Here is a 19,226-nt window from a genome sequence, read left to right as displayed (position 1 = left end):
TTCCTTTCTCGTAGCGCCGCATGCTCTACTGCCTCATCAACCCGGTGCAGGAGAATTGGTTCCGCAGGTTCACCCGGTTGGCCCGCGTCCCGTCCCGGAGGTCCGGGGCGGTGTTCAATCCCGTTGCCTGTCCGCCCGTTCGATGGCCTGGGCGAGTTCGCGCACTGCCCCGTCCTCCGTGGTGCCGGACAACGCGCGGGCGTGATCGGCGAGTTCGGTGAAGCCGGCCGGGGCTCCCGGAAGGCGGTGGTAGCCGTCGTCCCGCGAGCGGAGGGCGTCGGCGAAGTAGGCGGCCACGGCGGTGACCTGGAAACGGCTCGGGGCGGCACGCAGGGAGTCGTGGAGGGCGTCGGTCTCCAGGTCGCCGGTCTCCTCGTGCGGATCGCGGGTGCCGGGGTCGAGCCAGCGGACGGTGGCGGTGGCGAGGTGGCCCTGGGCACCGGGCTTGGTGCGGACCGCGTACAGGGCGGTGACGCTGTGGCCGGGGCCGATCTCGCCGCCGTCGACGCGGTCGTCGCGGAAGTCCTCGTCGGCGACGCGCCGGTTGTCGTAGCCGACGAGCCGGAACTCCTCGACCGTCTCGGGGTCGAAGGCGACCTGGGCCTTGGCGTCGCGGGCGGTCAGGTCGATGTTGCGCGGGAGCTGCTGGGAGAAGACCCTGCGGGCCTCGTCGGAGTCGGACACGTAGACGGTGTGGCCGTCGCCCTTGTCGGCGAGGTTCTCCATGAGGGCGTCGCCGTAGTCGCTGCCGACGCCGACGCCGAAGAGGGTGATGCCGTGCTCGCGGCGTTCGCCGGCGATCCGCTCGAGGATCGACTCCGCGTCGGTGTCGCCGGTGTTGGCGAGGGCGTCGGAGACGAGGACGACCCGGTTGGTGGCGCCCTCGCGCAGGCCCTCGACGGCCGTCTCGTAGCCGGTCTCCACACCGGCGCCGAGGTTGGTGGAGTCCTGGGTGTCCAGGTCGGAGATGGCGTCCTGGATCTCGTCGCGGTTGCCGTCGAGGCGGGTCATGGGCAGGACGGTCTCGGCCTCGTCGCTGAAGGTGACGAGCGCGACCGAGTCGTCGTCGCGCAGCCGGTCCGTCATCACGGCGAGGGACTCCTGGGCGAGGTCCAGGCGGCCGGGTTCGGCCATGGAGCCCGAGACGTCGAGGACGAACGTGAGGGCGGCGGGCGGGCGTTCGCCGGTGCGTTCCGCGGTGCGGGTGGCCAGGCCGACGCGGACCAGGGACCAGTCCTCGTCGTCGGTGCGGGCGCCGTCCACGGTGACCGAGAAGCCGTCGCCGTCGGGGCGTTCGTAGTCCTGACGGAAGCTGTTGACGAACTCCTCGGGGCGGACCGTGGACGGGGCGGGCAGCCGGCCATCGGCGAGGGCGCGGCGGGCGTAGTCGTAGGAGGCGGTGTCGACGTCGAGGGCGAAGGTGGAGAGGTGGCCGGGGTCTTCCCGGTGGTCGTACCGTTCGTCGGCGTCCTGGCTCTGGGCGGGTGCGGGCCGGCTCCCGCTGTGGCCGTGGCGGTCGGCGGCCTTGCTGCCCTCGCCGGTGTCGGCGCTCCCGCTGCACGCGGTGAGCAGCAGGCCGCTCGCGGCCGTGAGCGCGAGCAGCGCTTTTCGTGTCCGGAACCGCTCCATGGTCCGTACCCCCTGCATCCGTTGGCGTCGGCTTCTTGCGACTGTGACGGCGCAGGGGGCCCGAACGTGCGGTACGGGGCGTTGCGGAAGCGTCTCGAAGCGGCCACGGGGACCGCCCGTCGAGACCGGTCGGTGACCCTCCGTTGACCTGTCCGTCGGCCTAGGAGACGACGTCCTTGCGGGCGAAGCCGCGGAAGGCCAGGGCGAACAGCACGAGCGCGTAGGTCACGGAGATCGACGTGCCCTGGATCATGTCCGACCACTCCAGCTGGGGCCGGACGGCGTCGAGCCAGGCGTACTGCCAGTGGGCGGGCAGGAAGTGGCGCCAGTCGCCGAGGGCCGTCACCTCGTCCAGGACGCTGCCGATGATGGTGAGGAACACCGCGCCGCCGACCGCGCCGAGCGGGGCGTCCGTCCGGGTCGACAGCCAGAACGCGAGGGCGGCGGTGACCAGTTGGGACACCATGATGTACACGACCACGATGAGCAGGCGCTGGGCGGCCGTGCCGGTGGGCAGGGTGCCGCCGGTGGGCAGCTGGAGCGGGCCCCAGCCGTAGGCGGCCGTGCCCACGAGGAGGGCGACGATCGGGAGCAGGACCATCGCGGCCAGGCTCAGGCTCAGTCCGACGGCGAGCTTGGACCACAGCAGCCGGGCCCGGGGCACGGGGGCCGCGAGCAGGTAGCGCAGGGAGGACCAGCTGGCCTCCGAGGCGACGGTGTCGCCGCAGAACAGGGCGACGGGGATGACGAGCAGGAAGCCGGCGGCGGAGAAGAGGTTGACCGCGGCGAAGTTGGCCCCGGATGCCGTCGCCGTGTCCATGAGGTTGAGGCGGTTGTTGTTGCCGCCCGGGTCGCCGCCGACCTGGAAGGCGATGAGCAGGATGATCGGCAGGGCGAACAGGACGCCGCCCATGACCATCGTGCGGCGCCGCTTCAGCTGCCGGACCAGCTCGACGCGGAAGGGCAGGGTGCGGCCCGCGCGGTAGCCGTCGGCGACCTCGACGGGCGGCTCGGCGAGCGTGCTCATGCTTCGGCTCCGATCAGGGTGAGGAAGGCGTCCTCCAGGCGGCGGTGGGGTCCGACCGACCGCACCGCCACGTCCAGCCGTACGAGGTCGGCGACCAGGCGCTGCGGGGTGCCGTCGGCGTCGAGCTGGACCAGGAGGCCCTCCTCGGCGCGCACGGCGGAGGCCACGCCCGGCAGGGCGGTGACCTTCTCCAGCACGGGCTCGTCCACGGGCGTGGCCGTGCCCACCAGGAGCGTGTCGCCCGAGCCGACGATGTCCTCGACCGGGCCCGCCTTGACGAGCCGGCCGTGGTCCATCACCACGAGGTGGGTGCAGGTCTGCTCGACCTCCGCGAGGAGGTGGCTGGAGACGATGACCGTGCGGCCGGCGGCGGCGTAGCGGATCATCACCTCGCGCATCTCGCGGATCTGGGGCGGGTCGAGGCCGTTGGTCGGTTCGTCGAGGATGAGCAGGTCCGGCAGTCCGAGCATGGCCTGGGCGATGGCGAGGCGCTGGCGCATGCCCTGGGAGTAGGTGCGCACCGCTCGGGCGAGCGCGTCGCCCAGTCCCGCGATCTCCAGGGCCTCCTCCAGGTGCGCGTCCTCGGCCGGGCGGCCGGTGGCGCGCCAGTACAGCTCCAGGTTCTCGTGGCCGGACAGGTGCGGCAGGAAGCCCGCGCCCTCGACGAAGGCGCCGACCCGGGAGAGCACCGGGGCGCCGGGGCCGATGGCGTGGCCGAAGACGCGGATCTCGCCGCCGTCGGGCTTGATCAGGCCCATCAGCATGCGCAGAGTGGTCGTCTTGCCCGCCCCGTTGGGGCCGAGGAGGCCCAGGACCTGGCCCTTCTCCACGCGGAAGGAGAGGTCCTTGACGGCGTACCGGTCCGACGCCTTCGCGTAGCGCTTGGTCAGGTCGGTGATCTGGAGGGGGACTCCGGCGAGTTCGGGGTCCGGCGGAGCGGGGGCGGCCGTGCGGCGGCGTCCCGTGATGATCAGTGCCAGGGCGATGCCGGTGCCGGCGAGCGGCAGCCACCACACCCACGAGGGCAGCCCCGCCCGGGTGTCGCGCGGGCCGAGGGCCGAGGGGACCTTCAGGTCGCCCTCGAGGGAGACGGTGTACGTCGCCGGGGCCGTCGGGGAGGCGTAGCCGAGGTCGGTCGAGGCGAGGACCAGACGCAGCCGGTGGCCGTCGTCGATCTCGTGGTCGATCGCCGGGAGCGTGATGCGGACGTCCTTGCCGGCCTTGGCGCCGTCGACCCGGATGGGTGTGACGAGCTGGGAGGGCAGCACCTGCTGGGTGCCGCCCCCGGGGCCGACGTCGTAGAGCTTGGCGAAGAGCACGGCGTCGTCGCTGGTGGACTTCACATGGACGGTGGCGGTGGGCGAGCCGGTGATCTGCAGGTCCTCGCGCTGCGGCACCGACTCGAACGCGGCGAACTGGCCGGGGAAGTCCAGCGATATGCCGATGCCGAGCGTGGAGAGCTGGCTGAGGCCGCCGGCGCCGCCGAGGCCGGGCAGGGCGGAGACACCGGGCGGGCTGGCGCCGGGCGGGTTGTCGAAGCTCTGCTCGCGGCCGGCCAGGGCGATGGAGCGCTGCTTGCTCTCCAGACCGGGGTAGCGGTCCGAGGTCACTCCGGTCAGGCGGGGTTCGCCGTCGCCGGAGCCCGTGCCGAGGGTGCGGGTCACGCGGAAGGCGGGGCCGGTGTCGGTGCCCTTGTCGTCCTTCAGGTAGCGGTCGAACCAGGACGTCACACGGCCCTGGACGCGGCCGGTCTCCATGTCGCCGCCGTCGTGGCCGCCGGCGATCCAGTCGACGTCGACCGGGGCGCCGTTCGCGCGGATCGCCTTCGCCGCCCGGTCGGCCTGGCCGAGCGGGAAGAGGGAGTCGGACTGCCCCTGCATGAGCAGCGTCGGCACCTTGATGTCCTTGCCGACCGCGGACGGCGAACGCTCCTCCAGCAGCTTGCGCGCCTCGGCGTCCGGTGTGCCCGACTCGGCGACCCGCTCGTACATGCGGCACAGCGCGGGCTCGAACTTCTCGCAGCCGCCGCCGGAGTTGACGAAGATGCCGGCCCAGAGCTTCTTGAACACGCCGTTCGGGAAGAGGGCGTCGGCCAGGTTCCAGTACGTGATCGCCGGGGCGATGGCGTCGACGCGAGGGTCGTGGCCCGCGGTGAGCAGGGCGATGGCGCCGCCGTAGGAGCCGCCGGCCATGCCGAGGCGGGGGTCGCCCTTCTTGTCGAGCTCGACCTGGGGCTGCTTCGCCAGCCAGTCGATGAGCTTGGAGACGTCGGCGACCTCGCCCTCGGGGTCGTTCAGGCCGATCTTCCCGTTCGACTTGCCGAAGCCGCGGGCCGACCAGGTCAGCACCGCGTAGCCGTCCCGGGCGAGGTCCTCGGCCTGCTGCCGTACGTCGTTCTTGCTGCCCCCGAAGCCGTGCCCGAGCAGGACGGCCGGGCGACGGCCGTCTCCTCGGGAGGTGAAGTACGAGGTGTCGATGCGGACACCGTCGCCCGTGGGCAGGGCCCGGTCTTCGCGGTGGACCGGGGGCGTCTCGTCGTCGGCGACGGCCGTCCACGTTCCCGCGCCCGCGAGGACGACGACGGCGGCCCCGGCGGCGAGCAGCCTCCGGGGCCGCCGAAGCAGCCCGTTCAGTCCGGGCAGTCGAAGATCCATGCGTCAACGGTACGGGGTGAACCTGTCGAACAGTTGTCGACCGGAGACCTAAGTGAAGCCCCTCCCAGAGGAGTACGCGTGTCCGTGGCGTACCGCCGTTGCTGTACGGATTCGAGCTCGGGTGGAGCGGTACCTGGCCGGGTGCGGGTTCGTTGTGGCTTGTCGCGCAGTTCCCCGCGCCCCTAAGAGGCCTGCTCATCCTCCGGCACGGACACCAGCCAGCGCGTCTCCCTGCGCGGGCGCAGGTACAGCGCCCAGTACAGGGTGGCCGCTGCTGTGATGCCGCCCGTCCACAGGAGGTACGCCGCGTCCTGCCGGCTCAGGATGTGGAGCAGGACCACGATCAGGAGGAGCGGGGCGGCCGGCCACAGGGGCATGCGCCAGGCCGGGGTGTGCTGGTGGATTCCCCTGCGGGACAGCAGGGCGGCGATCGCGACCAGGAGGTACATGCCCGTCACCGAGACGCCCGTGACGCCGTAGAGGGTGTCCAGGTCCACGAAGCACAGGGCCGCGCCGGGGACGCCCACCGCGAGGGTGGAGACCCACGGGGAGCCGAAGCGGCCGAGGCGCGAGAAGAGGGCGTTGACCGGCTCCGGCCACGCCTTGTCGCGGGCCGAGGCGAACAGGACGCGGGAGTTCTGGATGACCATGACGATCCCGGCGTTGATGATCGCGAGGGCCACGCAGAGGCTGACGAACGTGCCGACGGCCGTGTTGGACCAGGTCGTGACCATGGTGCCGATGTCCCCGCCGGTCAGGGCGGCGAGGTCCGGGGCGCCCAGGGTGATGGCGGCGACCGGGACCAGGATGATCACGGTGGAGATGGCGAGCGTGGCGAGGACCGTACGGGCCACCGAGCGGCGGGGGTTCTCCAGTTCCTCGGAGAGGTAGACCGCGGTGGAGAAGCCCTGGGTGACGAACAGGGCGATCGCGAGACCGGAGACGACCAGGAGAGCCGTGACGGTGTCCGGGGCGCCGTTCGGGCCCGCCACCTGCATCGAGACCAGGCTGCCGGGGCCGCGCTCGGCGTGGGTGAAGCCCAGGACCGCCACCACGGCCGCCGCGATGACCTCCAGGACCAGGAAGACCCCGGTGATCCAGGCGTTGGCGCGCAGGTCGAGCAGGCCGGCGAGGGTGGCGAGGAGCATCACCGAGGCGCCGGTCCAGGACGGGTCGAGGTGGACGAGGGGGGCGAGGTAGTCGGCCGTGCCCATCGCGATGACCGGCGGGACGATCATGACGACCAGCAGGGAGAGGACGAACACCAGCCAGCCCGCGAGCCGCCCGGCCATCGTCGAGACCATGGCGTACTCGCCGCCGGCGCTGGGGATGAGGGTGCCCAGCTCCGAGTAGCAGAACGCCACCGCGACGCAGAGCAGCGAGCCGATGGCGATGGTGAGGGCGGTGGCGGTTCCCAGCGACCCGAACAGGTCGGGGACGACCACGAACAGGGTGGAGGCGGGGGTCACGCAGGAGAGGGTGAGGAGGGTGCCGCCGACGACTCCGATGGAGCGCTTGAGCTTCCCGGGATGACTGTCCGGCGCCTGCGCGACGGTGGTCTCGACAGGGCGGAGCGTGTCGGTCATGCGGCGGTTCCCATCGGCTCGGCAGTGAACTGCGCAGCATCACACCCCGACGAAAGCAGCACGTCAATGGCTGTTTACCTACGAAATCCGCAGCAGAACCATGCCTTCACTGCCGTTTTGGGAAGCGGAGGTCAACAGGAACGGGGCGGGGGCTCCCTGCGGTAACCGCAGGGAGCCCCCGGAAAAAACTCTCGGCCTTCGCCTCAGTGGTTGCGCGGGAAGCCCAGGTCCACGCCCGCGGGGGCGTCGGCCGGGTCCGGCCAGCGGGTGGTGACGACCTTGCCGCGGGTGTAGAAGTGCGTGCCGTCGTTGCCGTAGATGTGGTGGTCGCCGAAGAGCGAGTCCTTCCAGCCGCCGAAGGAGTGGTAGCCGACGGGGACCGGGATCGGCACGTTCACGCCGACCATGCCGGCCTCGACCTCCAGCTGGAAGCGGCGGGCCGCGCCGCCGTCCCGCGTGAAGATCGCGGTGCCGTTGCCGAACGGAGAGGCGTTGATCAGCTCCAGGGCCTCCTCGTAGGTCTCGGTGCGCAGCACGGTCAGCACCGGGCCGAAGATCTCGTCCTGGTAGGCCTTGGCGGACGTGGGCACCTTGTCGAGCAGCGAGATGCCGATCCAGTGGCCGTCCTCGAAGCCGTCGACGGTGTGGCCGGTGCCGTCCAGGACGACCTCGCAGCCCTCGGCCGCCGCGCCCTCGACGTAGGAGGCGACCTTGTCGCGGTGGACCCTGGTGATGAGCGGGCCCATCTCGGACGTGGGGTCGTCGCCGGGGCCGATCTTGATCTTCTCGGCGCGCTCGCGGATCTTCTCCACCAGTTCGTCGCCGATCGAGCCGACGGCGACGACCGCGGAGATGGCCATGCAGCGCTCGCCGGCGGAGCCGTAGGCGGCCGACACGGCGGCGTCGGCGGCCGCGTCGAGGTCGGCGTCGGGCAGGACCAGCATGTGGTTCTTGGCGCCGCCGAGGGCCTGGACGCGCTTGCCGTTGGCGGAGGCCGTGGTGTGGATGTAGCGGGCGATCGGGGTCGAGCCGACGAATGAGACGGCCTTGACGTCCGGGTGCTCCAGGAGGCGGTCGACGGCCACCTTGTCGCCGTGGACGACGTTGAAGACGCCGTCCGGCAGGCCCGCCTCCGCCAGCAGCTCGGCGATCTTGAGGGAGGCCGACGGGTCCTTCTCGGACGGCTTGAGGACGAAGGTGTTGCCGCACGCGATGGCGATGGGGAACATCCACATCGGCACCATCGCCGGGAAGTTGAACGGGGTGATGCCCGCGACCACGCCCAGCGGCTGGCGGATCGAGGAGACGTCGACGCTGCTGGCGACCTGCGTGGACAGCTCGCCCTTCAGCTGGACGCTGATGCCGCAGGCCAGGTCGACGATCTCCAGGCCGCGGGCCACCTCGCCGAGGGCGTCGCTGTGCACCTTGCCGTGCTCGGCGGTGATCAGTTCGGCGATCGCGTCCCGGTTGGCGTCCAGCAGCGCGCGGAACTTGAACAGGATCGAGGTGCGCTGGGCCAGCGAGGACTGGCCCCAGGTCAGGTAGGCCTCCTTGGCGGCGGCGACCGCCGCGTCCACCTCGTCGACCGAGGCGAACGCGACCTTCGTCGTCACCTCGCCGGTCGCCGGGTTGGTCACCGGCCCGTGCGTGCCCGAGGCGCCTTCGACGGTCTTGCCGCCGATCCAGTGGTTGACGATCTTCGTCATGGCCGGGAACTCCTTCACAGATGGCGGCGTCGGGTGGAGACGTGCCGTTCGTACAGCTCACGTGCCTTGACCGCGGACGGCCGTGTCGCGGTCTCGGCCACGGGTACATCCCACCAGGCCTGGGCGGGAGGCGCGCCCGACACTGTGTCTGCCGTTTGGGTCTCCACGTAGACACATGTGGGCGTGTCGGCGGCCCGGGCCTCGGCGAGGGCCTCCCGCAGGTCCCGTACGGTCTTCGCGCGCAGCACGCGCATGCCGAGGCTGGCCGCGTTGGCGGCGAGGTCGACGGGCAGCGGCGGCCCGGTGTACGAGCCGTCCTCGGACGGGTAGCGGTAGGCGGTGGCGAACCGCTCGCCGCCCACCGACTCCGACAGGCCTCCGATGGAGGCGTAGCCGTGGTTCTGGATGAGCAGGACCTTGATCGCGATGCCTTCCTGCACGGCCGTGACGATCTCCGTGGGCATCATCAGATACGTGCCGTCACCGACCAGCGCCCACACGGGCCGGTCCGGGGCGGCCATCTTGACGCCGATGGCTGCGGGGATCTCGTAGCCCATGCAGGAGTAGCCGTACTCCAGGTGGTACTGGTCGGGCGAGCGCGTACGCCACAGTTTGTGCAGGTCGCCGGGGAGGGAGCCGGCGGCGTTGATCAGGATGTCGGACTCGTCGGCGAGTTCGTCCAGGGCGCCGAGGACCTGGGGCTGGGTCGGGCGGGTGTCCGGTTCGTCCACCTCGTAGCAGGCGTCGACGCGCTGCTCCCAGCGCTCCTTGTCCTCGGTGTACTCGGTGGCGTAGGTGCCGGCGACCCGGTACGCGTGCAGGCGGAGGGCGTCCGTGAGCTCCCCCAGGCCGCTGCGGGCATCCGCGATCAGGGGCCGGCCGGCGAGCTTGTGGCCGTCGAAGGGGGCGATGTTGAGGTTCAGGAACCGGACGTCCGGGTTCGAGAAGAGGGTGCCGGAGGCGGTGGTGAAGTCGGTGTAGCGGGTGCCGACGCCGATCACCAGGTCGGCGGTGCGGGCGAGTTCGTTCGCGGTGGCGGTGCCCGTGTGGCCGACGCCGCCGACGTCCTGGGGGTGGTCGTGACGCAGGGAGCCCTTGCCGGCCTGGGTGGAGGCGACCGGGATGCCGGTGGTCCCGGCGAACTCGGCGAGGGCCTCCTCGGCGCGGCTGTGGTGGACGCCGCCGCCCGCGATGACCAGGGGCCGCCGGGCGGCCCGGATCGCCTTCACGGCCTCGGCCAGTTCCGTCGGGTCGGCGCCGGGACGCCGTACGGTCCAGACGCGCTCGGCGAAGAACTCCTCGGGCCAGTCGTACGCCTCGGCCTGCACGTCCTGGGGCAGGGCGAGGGTGACGGCGCCGGTCTCGACGGGGTCGGTGAGGACGCGCATCGCGTTGAGCGCCGACGGGATCAGGGCTTCCGGGCGCGTGATCCGGTCGAAGTACTTCGAGACCGGGCGCAGGCAGTCGTTGACCGACACGTCGCCCGCGTACGGGACTTCGAGCTGTTGCAGGACCGGGTCGGCGGGGCGGGCGGCGAAGATGTCGCCGGGCAGGAGCAGCACCGGCAGGTGGTTGATGGTCGCGAGGGCGGCGCCGGTGACGAGGTTGGTCGCGCCCGGGCCGATGGAGGTCGTCACCGCGTGCGTGGACAGGCGGCCCGACTGGCGGGCGTAGCCGACTGCCGCGTGCACCATGGCCTGCTCGTTGCGGCCCTGGTGGTACGGCATCTCCTCGGCGTACTCCAGGAGCGCCTGGCCGAGGCCGGCGACGTTGCCGTGGCCGAAGATGCCCCAGGTGGCGCCGATGAGCCGCTGCCGGACGCCGTCGCGTTCGGTGTACTGGGCGGACAGGAAGCGCACGAGCGCCTGTGCGGCCGTCAGCCTCGTCGTCGAGGTCATCGGTATCCCTCCCTGGGGGTGATCACCGGTACGCAACGGCCGCGGCGAGCGTTCATGTCGGAGACCTCCGGCGCGGGGCCGTAGCGGGCGGGGAGTTGTCGCTCGCACTTCGCTCCTGCCAAAGCAAAGCGGCTTCCCGCGCCGGAGGCGATCTGGGCCCGGGACGTGCCCGGGAGAGGGAACTCGTGGTCTGGTGTGCTGTCGCCCGTGGTGAAGGTGTGGGTGGTCATGGGGCGGCCCTCACAGCAGTCCGACGGCGGTGTCCACGGCGGCGGTCACGTCGCCGTCCACCGGGTACAGCAGCGAACGGCCGACCACCAGCCCGCACACGGTGGGCAGTTGCAGGGCCCCGCGCCACTTCTCGTACGCCCCGTCCTGGTCGTCGCCGACCTCCCCGCCGAGCAGCACGGCGGGCAGCGTGGAGGTCGCCATGACCTCGGCCATGTCGTCGGGGTTGTCGGTGACCGGGACCTTCAGCCAGGTGTAGGCGGAACTGCCGCCGAGGCCCGAGGCGATGGCGATGGACTTGGTGACGGCCTCGGCGGAGAGGTCGTTGCGCAGCCGGCCCTGCTCGTCACGGCGGCTGATGAACGGCTCGACGAAGACGGGGAGCTTGCGGGCCGCCATGGCGTCGACGGCGCGGGCGGTGGACTCCAGGGTGGTGAGCGAGCCGGGGTCGTCGTAGTCGATGCGCAGCAGCAGCTTGCCCGCGTCGAAGCCCAGGCGCTCGATGTCCTCGGGGCGGTGGCCGGTGAAGCGGTCGTCGAGTTCGAAGCGCGCGCCCTGGAGGCCGCCGCGGTTCATGGAGCCGAGGACGACCTTGCCGTCGAGGGCGCCGAGCAGGAGCAGGTCGTCGAGGATGTCGGCGGTGGCGAGGACGCCGTCCACGCCCGGGCGGGACAGGGCCAGGCAGAGGCGTTCGAGGAGGTCGGCGCGGTTGGCCATGGCCGTGCTGTGGCCGCCGACGCCGAGGGCGCCGCGGGCCGGGTGGTCGGCGGCGACGACCATCAGGCGGCCGTTGTCGTTCAGCAGCGGCCGGCGGGGGCGGCGGGCGGCGGCCTCGGCGATCGCCTCCGGGCGGTGGCTGCGCAGGCGGACGAGTTCAAGGACGTCGACGGTCACCGGACGGCTCCCGCGGTGACGGCCGCCTCGATCTCGTCCGGCGTGGGCATCGCGGAGGAGCACTCCAGACGGGAGGCGACGATGGCACCGGCGGCGTTGGCGTGCCGCATGGTCTTCTCCAGGTCCCAGCCGGCCAGCAGGCCGTGGACGAGACAGCCGCCGAAGGCGTCGCCGGCACCGAGGCCGTTGAGGACGTTCACCGGCAGCGGCGGGACCTCGGCGCTCTCGCCGGCGCTGTTCACCGCGAGGACGCCCTTGGGGCCCTGCTTGACGACGGCCAGCTCGACACCGGCGTCCAGCAGGGCGCGGGCGGCGGCGTGGGGTTCGCGCACGCCGGTGGCGACCTCCACCTCGTCGAGGTTGCCGACCGCGACGGTGGTGTGGCGCAGGGCCTCCGTGTAGAAGGGGCGGGCCGCGCCGGGGTCGGTCCAGAACATCGGGCGCCAGTCGAGGTCGAAGACCGTCGTGCCCGCCCTGGCCCGGTGGGCGAGCGCCGCGAGGGTCGCCGTACGGCTCGGTTCCTCGCTCAGGCCCGTGCCCGTGACCCAGAAGACGCGGGCGTCGCGGATGGCGTCGAGGTCGAGCTCGTGGGCCTCGATCTCCAGGTCGGGGGCCTTGGGCTGCCGGTAGAAGTACAGCGGGAAGTCGTCCGGCGGGAAGACCTCGCAGAAGGTGACCGGGGTGGGCAGGCCGGGCACCGGGGTGACCCAGCGGTCGTCCACGCCGAAACCCTTCAGGGCCTCGTGGAGGTAGGTGCCGAAGGGGTCGTCGCCGGTGCGGGTGATCACCGCCGCCTGCCGTCCCAGGCGGGCCGCCGCGACCGCGACGTTGCTCGCGGAGCCGCCGAGAAACTTGCCGAAGGAGGTGACCTGCGGCAGCGGGACGCCCGTCTGGAGCGGATACAGATCCACTCCGATCCGCCCCATGGTGATCAGGTCGTACGCCATCGGTGTCCCCTCGATGCTCGGCTCTCCCCGGCTTTGTAGCCCCCTCGCGAAGCCCTGTCAATGTTTTGTCCGGACATTCGGACCAGATCATGACAGCGCTTTCCGCATGTCTACGTCCGCGTCCTCACAGTTCCGTAGTCTTCGGCTCCACTCCTCGCCCCGCCTCTCCGGACGGCTGCCGACCGGGCCCGGGTCAAGGCACCCCGCCGAACTCCGGCGTGCGCCTTTGCCCCGGGTGTGTCACAAACGCACCCTTCCTGTCACACATGTCGCGTGCAGGCGGGTCTTCCGTCACACCCGGCGCACAGGCCCTGCCCTGTGCCACCGGGCGTCGTTGGACCGGACACAGGCTTGTTGATCGCCAGCGCAGCGCCCGGCTCCCCCGGACGGCCGTCCACGGCCGCCGCCGTGGTGTGCGCGGGGAGGTGCACGTCATGACCGACCGAAGGCTCTGGTCCTACAAGGAGATCGCGGCGCACATCCGGGTGCAGCCGGACACCGTGCGGTCCTACCGCAAACACGGGCTGCTGCCCCCGCCCGACCATGTCGAGAGCGGCAAGCCCTACTGGTACGCCGACACCGTCCGGGCCTGGGTCGCCTCCAGGCCCGGCAACCGCGGCCGAAGAGCCGACTGACGCCGTCCCCCCGCCTCGGCCTCCACCCCGCCTCCGTGCGGGGCACCGTCGCCTCCGGGGGCGCCGGCTCCGTCCGCCGGGGCGTCAGCGCCAGGGCTCGACGACCGTCGCCCCCGCTCCCGGCGCCGCCCCCATCGCCGCCAGCGCGGACGGGACCTCGTCCAGCGCGATCGTCGACGTCACCAGCAGGTCGGGGCGCAGGACGCCGCTGCGGACCAGCTCCAGCATCGGCGGATAGCTGTGCGCGGCCATGCCGTGGCTGCCGAGGAGTTCGAGTTCCAGGGCGATCGCGCGGGCCATCGGCACGGGTGTCGTGCCGGTCGGCGAGGGCAGCAGGCCGACCTGGACGTGCCGGCCGCGGCGCCGCAGGCCGTTCACGGAAGCGGCGCATGTGCCGGGTGAGCCCAGGGCGTCGAGGGAGAGATGAGCACCGCCGCCGGTCAGCTCGCGGACCGCGGCCGCGGTGTCCGGCACGGACGTGGCGTCCAGGCACTGCGCCGCGCCGAACTTCCGCGCCAGCTCCAGGGCTCGTTCCGACACGTCGACCGCCACGACCCGCGCGCCCGACGCGGCCGCGATCATCACGGCAGAGAGCCCGACCCCGCCGCAGCCGTGCACCGCGACGAACTCCCCCGCCGCCACCCGGCCCTGCTGCACCACCGCCCGGTACGCCGTGGCGAACCGGCAGCCGAGCGAGGCCGCCGTCGCGAAGGACAACTCGCCGGGCACCGCCACGAGGTTCACGTCGGCATGGTCCAGCGCCACGTACTGCGCGAAGGATCCCCAGTGGGTGAAGCCGGGCTGGGTCTGGCGCTCGCACACCTGCTGGTCGCCCGCAGCACAGGACGGGCAGGTGCCGCAGGCGCAGATGAACGGCACGGTGACCCGGTCGCCGGGCCGCCACCCGGTCACCCGGGCGCCCACCGCCTCGACAGTCCCGGCGAGTTCGTGCCCGGGCACGTGCGGCAGTGCGATGCCCGGGTCGTGGCCCTGCCAGCCGTGCCAGTCGCTGCGGCACAGCCCGGTGGCCTCGACCCGCACGACGACACCGTGCTCCGCGGGCTCCGGGTCCGCGACGTCCCGCACCTCGGCCGCCTCTCCGTACCGCTCGAACACCACGGCCCGCATGGACCCACCCGCCTCTCGTGCCACCTGCGACCACCGCCCTGTCCACCAGGCCGGCCCGGAGCTGATCCTGGCCCATGCGGGCGACGAGCGGGAGGCGTACGTCCAGGAGCTGGAGGGCACCCTCCTGTGCTGCCTGGAACCGCTCACTCGGACGTCGTGAACTGATACCCCCTAGGGGTACAGTTGGTTGTGCGGGCCCCCAGCGGACCCCACAGCCCCACACGCCTCGACGAGGAGTAACGACATGACCGCCCAGACCGACACCACGGGCCCCGTCACCACCGTCTTCAAGGTGAGCGGCATGAGCTGCGGACACTGCGAGGGCGCGGTCTCCGGCGAGATCTCCCAGCTCTCCGGCGTGAGCTCGGTGACGGCCGTCGCCAAGACCGGCGAGGTCACCGTCGTCTCCGCTGTCCCGCTCGACGACGAGGCCGTACGCGCCGCCGTGGACGAGGCCGGCTTCGAACTGGCCGGCCGGGCCTGAGCCACCCGAGTCCGGCGGCCGGGCGGGTTTGAGACCAGTCCGGCGGCCGGGCAGGTCTGAGACGCGCCGGTCCTGGCACTCGTACCCGTGTACGGGCCGTACGGCCGTCGCCCCGGCCCGTACGGCCCGTTCCGCTTCCCGGCGCCCCGCATCTCCTGGAGTGAGGACATGACCAGCACCACCGCCCAGGCACCGGCCGCACCCGAGCCGGCCCTCGCCGAGATCGAGCTGCTCATCGGCGGGATGACCTGCGCCGCCTGCGCGGCCCGCGTCGAGAAGAAGCTCAACCGCATGGACGGCGTCACCGCCACGGTGAACTACGCGACGGAGAAGGCCCGGGTCGCCTACCCCCAGGGCACCGAGGTCGCCGATCTGATCGCCACCGTGGTGAAGACCGGGTACACCGCCGAGGAGCCCGCGCCGCCGCGGGAGGAGACCTCCGCAGCCGAGGACGAGGACCCCGAGCTGTCGGCTCTCGGCCGGCGCCTGGCCGTCTCCGCCGTCCTCGCCGTGCCCGTGATCCTTCTCGCGATGGTCCCGGCCCTGCAGTTCGACAACTGGCAGTGGCTCTCGCTCACCCTCGCCGCACCGGTCGTCGTCTGGGGCGGCCTGCCCTTCCACCGCGCGGCCTGGACGAACGCCCGGCACGGCGCCGCCACCATGGACACCCTGGTCTGTCTCGGCACCCTGGCCGCGTTCGGCTGGTCCCTGTGGGCGCTGTTCCTCGGCGACGCGGGCATGCCGGGCATGCGGCACCCCTTCGAGCTCACGGTCTCGCGCGGGGACGGCGCCTCCTCGATCTACCTGGAGGTCGCTTCCGGGGTCACCGCCTTCATCCTGCTGGGCCGTTACCTGGAGGCCCGTTCCAAGCGCCGCGCGGGAGCGGCGCTCAGGGCGCTGATGGAACTGGGCGCCAAGGACGTGGCCGTGCTGCGGGACGGGCGCGAGGTGCGGATCCCGTCGCAGCGCCTCGCCGTCGGCGACCGGTTCGTCGTACGGCCCGGCGAGAAGATCGCCACCGACGGCACGATCGTCGAGGGTGCCTCCGCCGTGGACGCCTCGATGCTGACCGGCGAGTCCGTGCCGGTGGACGTGGCGCCCGGGGACCCGGTCACCGGCGCGACCGTCAACGCGGGCGGCCGGCTGGTCGTCGAGGCCACCCGGGTCGGCGCCGACACCCGGCTCGCGCGGATGGCGAAGCTGGTGGAGGACGCGCAGAACGGCAAGGCCGAGGTGCAGCGGCTCGCCGACCGGATCTCCGGGATCTTCGTGCCGGTGGTGCTGCTGATCGCCGTCGCCACGGCCGGGTCGTGGCTCGGGCTGACCGGCGACGGCGTCGCCGCGTTCACCGCGGCCGTCGCGGTCCTGATCATCGCCTGCCCGTGCGCGCTGGGCCTGGCCACCCCGACCGCGCTGATGGTCGGCACGGGCCGCGGCGCCCAGCTCGGCATCCTCATCAAGGGCCCGGAGGTCCTGGAGTCCACACGCCGGGTCGACACCGTCGTCCTGGACAAGACGGGCACGGTGACCACGGGCCGGATGACCCTCCAGGAGGTCCACCTGGCCGAGGGAGCCGACGAGAAGGAGGTGCTGCGGCTCGCGGGGGCCGTCGAGCACGCCTCCGAGCATCCTGTGGCCCGTGCGATCGCGCTGGGCGCCGAGGAGAGGGCCGGGCGGCTCCCGGAGGCCGACGGGTTCGAGAACGTCCCCGGGCGGGGCGTACGCGGGCGTGTGGAGGGCCGTGACGTCGCCGTGGGGCGGCTCTTCGACGACGTGCCGCCCCAGCTGGCCCGCGCGCGGGACGAGGCCGAGCGGGCCGGGCGCACGGCCGTCCTGGCCGGCTGGGACGGGACGGCGCACGCCGTTCTGGCCGTGGCGGACACGGTCAAGGAGACCAGCGCCGAGGCCGTACGCGAACTGCGCGCCCTGGGACTGACACCGGTACTGCTGACCGGGGACAACCGCGCGGTGGCCGAGACGGTGGCCGCGGCCGTGGGGATCGAACAGGTGGTGGCGGAGGTCCTGCCCGAGGACAAGGTCGACGTGGTGCGGCGGCTGCAGGCCGAGGGGCGGGTCGTCGCCATGGTGGGCGACGGCGTCAACGACGCGGCCGCGCTCGCCACCGCCGATCTGGGACTCGCCATGGGCACCGGCACGGACGCGGCGATCGAGGCGGGCGATCTGACGCTGGTCCGCGGCGATCTGCGGGTGGCCGCGGACGCGATCCGGCTGTCCCGCCGGACACTGGCCACGATCAAGGGCAACCTCGCGTGGGCCTTCGGCTACAACGTGGCCGCGCTGCCGCTGGCCGCCGCGGGCCTGCTGAACCCGATGATCGCGGGGGCCGCGATGGCCTTCTCGTCGGTCTTCGTCGTCACGAACAGCCTGCGACTGCGGACATTCCGGTGAAGTCCCCCGAATTCCCCCTAAGTTCACGGCGAACATGAATTGAGCCCCTCTGGAGTCCCGGGCCCGGCTCACATAAGCTCTTCACAAGGCTCGCGCATCATCCTTACGCTTGGGTCTCGAACGGCATTTCTGAGGTCTTACGTATCTAACGGACATACGCAAGAGACGCAGATCACAGTGATGTGAACGTAACCATCGAAGGGGTTCGAAGGTCTAAGTTGACGATGCCAGGGAGCGTCTTGGGGGGCGCCACCTGGCATCTGGAGATGTCTTGGGGGACTTCTCCAGTTGGGGGTGCCTCCCTGCTCGAACGAAGTTGAGAGCTTGGAGGAGCGTAGCCGGGACACGTACGCCGGGAAGCTTTGAGCGGCCCTCCCGGGCGTGCGCTGTCCCGGCAGATCGCACACCCCAGTAGTACGACGAGTTTTGCTCGTTCTGCTCAACAGCGATTCAGGCGCTGTCCTCACAGACGCCCGGCCGGATCCCGTGGGGGGAATCCGTACCGGGACTGGGAAGGCGCCCTGGTCGTCGGCCCGTGGGGGGACCGGCGCCGGGGCGCCTTCTTCATGCGTGAAGGATCCCGTGTGGGAGCACGCGAAAGCCCCCGCACCCGGCAAGCGGATACGGGGGCGGAAGCGGGCTTGCGCCTCAGCGCTCCTCGACGGGAACGAAGTCGCGCTCGACCACGCCCGTGTAGATCTGGCGCGGGCGGCCGATGCGGGAGCCCGGCTCCTTGATCATCTCGTGCCACTGGGCGATCCAGCCCGGCAGCCGGCCGAGGGCGAACAGGACCGTGAACATCTCGGTCGGGAAGCCCATGGCCCGGTAGATCAGGCCCGTGTAGAAGTCCACGTTCGGGTAGAGGCTGCGCGAGACGAAGTAGTCGTCGGAGAGCGCGTGCTCCTCCAGCTTGAGCGCGATGTCCAGCAGCTCGTCGGACTTGCCGAGCGCGGACAGCACGTCGTGCGCGGCGGCCTTGATGATCTTGGCGCGCGGGTCGAAGTTCTTGTAGACCCGGTGGCCGAAGCCCATCAGGCGGACGCCGTCCTCCTTGTTCTTCACCTTGCGGATGAAGGAGTCGACGTCACCGCCGGAGTCGCGGATGCCCTCCAGCATCTCCAGCACGGACTGGTTGGCGCCGCCGTGCAGCGGGCCCCACAGGGCGTTGATGCCGGCGGAGATCGAGGCGAACATGTTCGCCTGCGAGGAGCCCACCAGGCGGACTGTGGAGGTCGAACAGTTCTGCTCGTGGTCCGCGTGCAGGATCAGCAGCTTGTCGAGGGCCGAGACCACCGTCGGGTCCAGCTCGTACTCCTGCGCCGGGACCGAGAAGGTCATGCGGAGGAAGTTCTCGACGTAGCCGAGGTCGTTGCGCGGGTAGACGAACGGGTGACCGATCGACTTCTTGTACGCGTACGCGGCGATCGTCGGGAGCTTGGCGAGCAGACGGATCGTCGAGAGGTTGCGCTGGCGCTCGTCGAACGGGTTGTGGCTGTCCTGATAGAACGTGGACAGCGCCGAGACGACCGAGGACAGCATGGCCATCGGGTGGGCGTCGCGCGGGAAGCCCTTGTAGAAGTTCTTGACGTCCTCGTGCAGCAGGGTGTGCTGCGTGATGTCGTTCTTGAACACCGAGAGCTCGTCGACGGTCGGCAGCTCGCCGTTGATCAGCAGGTAGGCGACCTCCAGGAAGGTGGAGCGCTCGGCCAGCTGCTCGATCGGGTAGCCGCGGTACCGCAGGATGCCCGCTTCGCCGTCCAGGTACGTGACGGCGGATTTATACGCGGCCGTGTTGCCGTAACCGCTGTCCAGCGTCACCAGACCGGTCTGGGCGCGGAGCTTTCCGATGTCGAAGCCCTTGTCACCGACGGTGCTGTCGATCACCGGGTAGGTGTACTCGCCGTCGCCGTACCGCAGTACTACAGAGTTGTCGCTCACGTCTTCCCTCACCGACGTTGTGCCTCATCTTCGAGGTTGCCCTGACTGTCTCTACCATCCCCC

Annotated in this window: 14 protein-coding genes and 1 pseudogene; 4 read left to right on the top strand and 11 right to left on the bottom strand. The window is 71.6% G+C overall.

All coding sequences use genetic code 11. From position 1 onward, the window contains the following. Positions 1-114: 114 nt before the first annotated feature. The 9 genes and pseudogenes from IO24_RS0100725 to iolC all read right to left on the bottom strand — a co-directional run bounded on the left by IO24_RS0100725 (position 115) and on the right by iolC (position 12,569). Positions 115-1,629 (bottom strand): vWA domain-containing protein, encoded by a 1,515-nt coding sequence (locus IO24_RS0100725; protein WP_031130619.1) that lies wholly within the window; start codon positions 1,627-1,629, stop codon positions 115-117. Positions 1,630-1,789: 160 nt separating this feature from the next. After that, a complete protein-coding gene (locus IO24_RS0100720; protein WP_031130617.1) occupies positions 1,790-2,656 on the bottom strand; it encodes an ABC transporter permease in 867 nt (288 codons plus the stop codon). After that, positions 2,653-5,310, bottom strand: coding sequence for a CocE/NonD family hydrolase (locus IO24_RS0100715; protein WP_031130615.1), 2,658 nt, complete (start codon positions 5,308-5,310; stop codon positions 2,653-2,655). Before IO24_RS0100715 ends, IO24_RS0100720 begins: the two co-directional genes overlap by 4 nt. 182 nt (positions 5,311-5,492) lie before the next feature. Continuing rightward, positions 5,493-6,896, bottom strand: a complete 1,404-nt coding sequence (locus tag IO24_RS0100710; protein ID WP_031130613.1) for an APC family permease — start codon at positions 6,894-6,896, stop codon at positions 5,493-5,495. A 203-nt stretch (positions 6,897-7,099) separates the two neighbouring features. After that, entirely contained in the window at positions 7,100-8,602 is a 1,503-nt protein-coding gene (gene mmsA / locus IO24_RS0100705; RefSeq protein ID WP_031130612.1) for a CoA-acylating methylmalonate-semialdehyde dehydrogenase, read from the bottom strand. 14 nt (positions 8,603-8,616) lie between these two features. After that, positions 8,617-10,500 (bottom strand): 3D-(3,5/4)-trihydroxycyclohexane-1,2-dione acylhydrolase (decyclizing), encoded by a 1,884-nt coding sequence (gene iolD / locus IO24_RS0100700; RefSeq protein ID WP_031130611.1) that lies wholly within the window; start codon positions 10,498-10,500, stop codon positions 8,617-8,619. Between the two features lie 32 nt (positions 10,501-10,532). Beyond that, positions 10,533-10,676: pseudogene (locus IO24_RS46170) on the bottom strand (5-deoxy-glucuronate isomerase); the annotation flags it as partial. Positions 10,677-10,740: 64 nt separating this feature from the next. Beyond that, positions 10,741-11,622 carry a Cgl0159 family (beta/alpha)8-fold protein gene (locus tag IO24_RS0100695; protein ID WP_031130609.1) on the bottom strand — a complete coding sequence of 294 codons (882 nt, stop codon included), beginning with the start codon at positions 11,620-11,622 and terminating at the stop codon, positions 10,741-10,743. Then, entirely contained in the window at positions 11,619-12,569 is a 951-nt protein-coding gene (gene iolC / locus IO24_RS0100690; RefSeq protein ID WP_031130607.1) for a 5-dehydro-2-deoxygluconokinase, read from the bottom strand. The genes IO24_RS0100695 and iolC overlap by 4 nt, the downstream gene beginning before the upstream one ends. 434 nt (positions 12,570-13,003) lie before the next feature. Here iolC and IO24_RS0100685 point away from each other — a divergent pair, with 434 nt between their 5' ends. Then, entirely contained in the window at positions 13,004-13,204 is a 201-nt protein-coding gene (locus IO24_RS0100685; RefSeq protein ID WP_031130605.1) for a helix-turn-helix transcriptional regulator, read from the top strand. An 84-nt stretch (positions 13,205-13,288) separates the two neighbouring features. Here the strand turns inward: IO24_RS0100685 and IO24_RS0100680 are convergent, their stop codons facing one another. Next, positions 13,289-14,332, bottom strand: coding sequence for a zinc-dependent alcohol dehydrogenase family protein (locus IO24_RS0100680; protein WP_031130603.1), 1,044 nt, complete (start codon positions 14,330-14,332; stop codon positions 13,289-13,291). Between IO24_RS0100680 and IO24_RS45080 the strand changes: the two genes are divergently transcribed. The 3 genes from IO24_RS45080 (at position 14,331) to IO24_RS0100665 (ending at position 17,225) form a co-directional block, all read left to right on the top strand. Then, a complete protein-coding gene (locus IO24_RS45080) occupies positions 14,331-14,492 on the top strand; it encodes a hypothetical protein (protein ID WP_157851228.1) in 162 nt (53 codons plus the stop codon). The genes IO24_RS0100680 and IO24_RS45080 overlap by 2 nt on opposite strands. A gap of 84 nt (positions 14,493-14,576) precedes the next feature. Beyond that, positions 14,577-14,816 carry a heavy-metal-associated domain-containing protein gene (locus IO24_RS0100670; RefSeq protein WP_031130601.1) on the top strand — a complete coding sequence of 80 codons (240 nt, stop codon included), beginning with the start codon at positions 14,577-14,579 and terminating at the stop codon, positions 14,814-14,816. A gap of 168 nt (positions 14,817-14,984) precedes the next feature. Further along, on the top strand, positions 14,985-17,225 hold the full coding sequence (locus IO24_RS0100665; RefSeq protein WP_031130599.1) for a heavy metal translocating P-type ATPase: 2,241 nt from the start codon (positions 14,985-14,987) through the stop codon (positions 17,223-17,225). A gap of 648 nt (positions 17,226-17,873) precedes the next feature. On the opposite strand, the gene IO24_RS0100660 is transcribed toward IO24_RS0100665, so the two are convergent. After that, positions 17,874-19,163: a citrate synthase gene (locus IO24_RS0100660; RefSeq protein WP_031130597.1), complete on the bottom strand. Its 1,290-nt coding sequence runs from the start codon at positions 19,161-19,163 to the stop codon at positions 17,874-17,876. Positions 19,164-19,226 lie beyond the last annotated feature (63 nt).

The sequence above is a fragment of the Streptomyces flavovariabilis genome, from assembly GCF_000725785.1.
GTDB lineage: Bacteria > Actinomycetota > Actinomycetes > Streptomycetales > Streptomycetaceae > Streptomyces > Streptomyces hawaiiensis.
The sequence above is the reverse complement of the archived record's forward strand: the minus strand, read 5'-3'. Positions and strand labels throughout refer to the sequence as shown.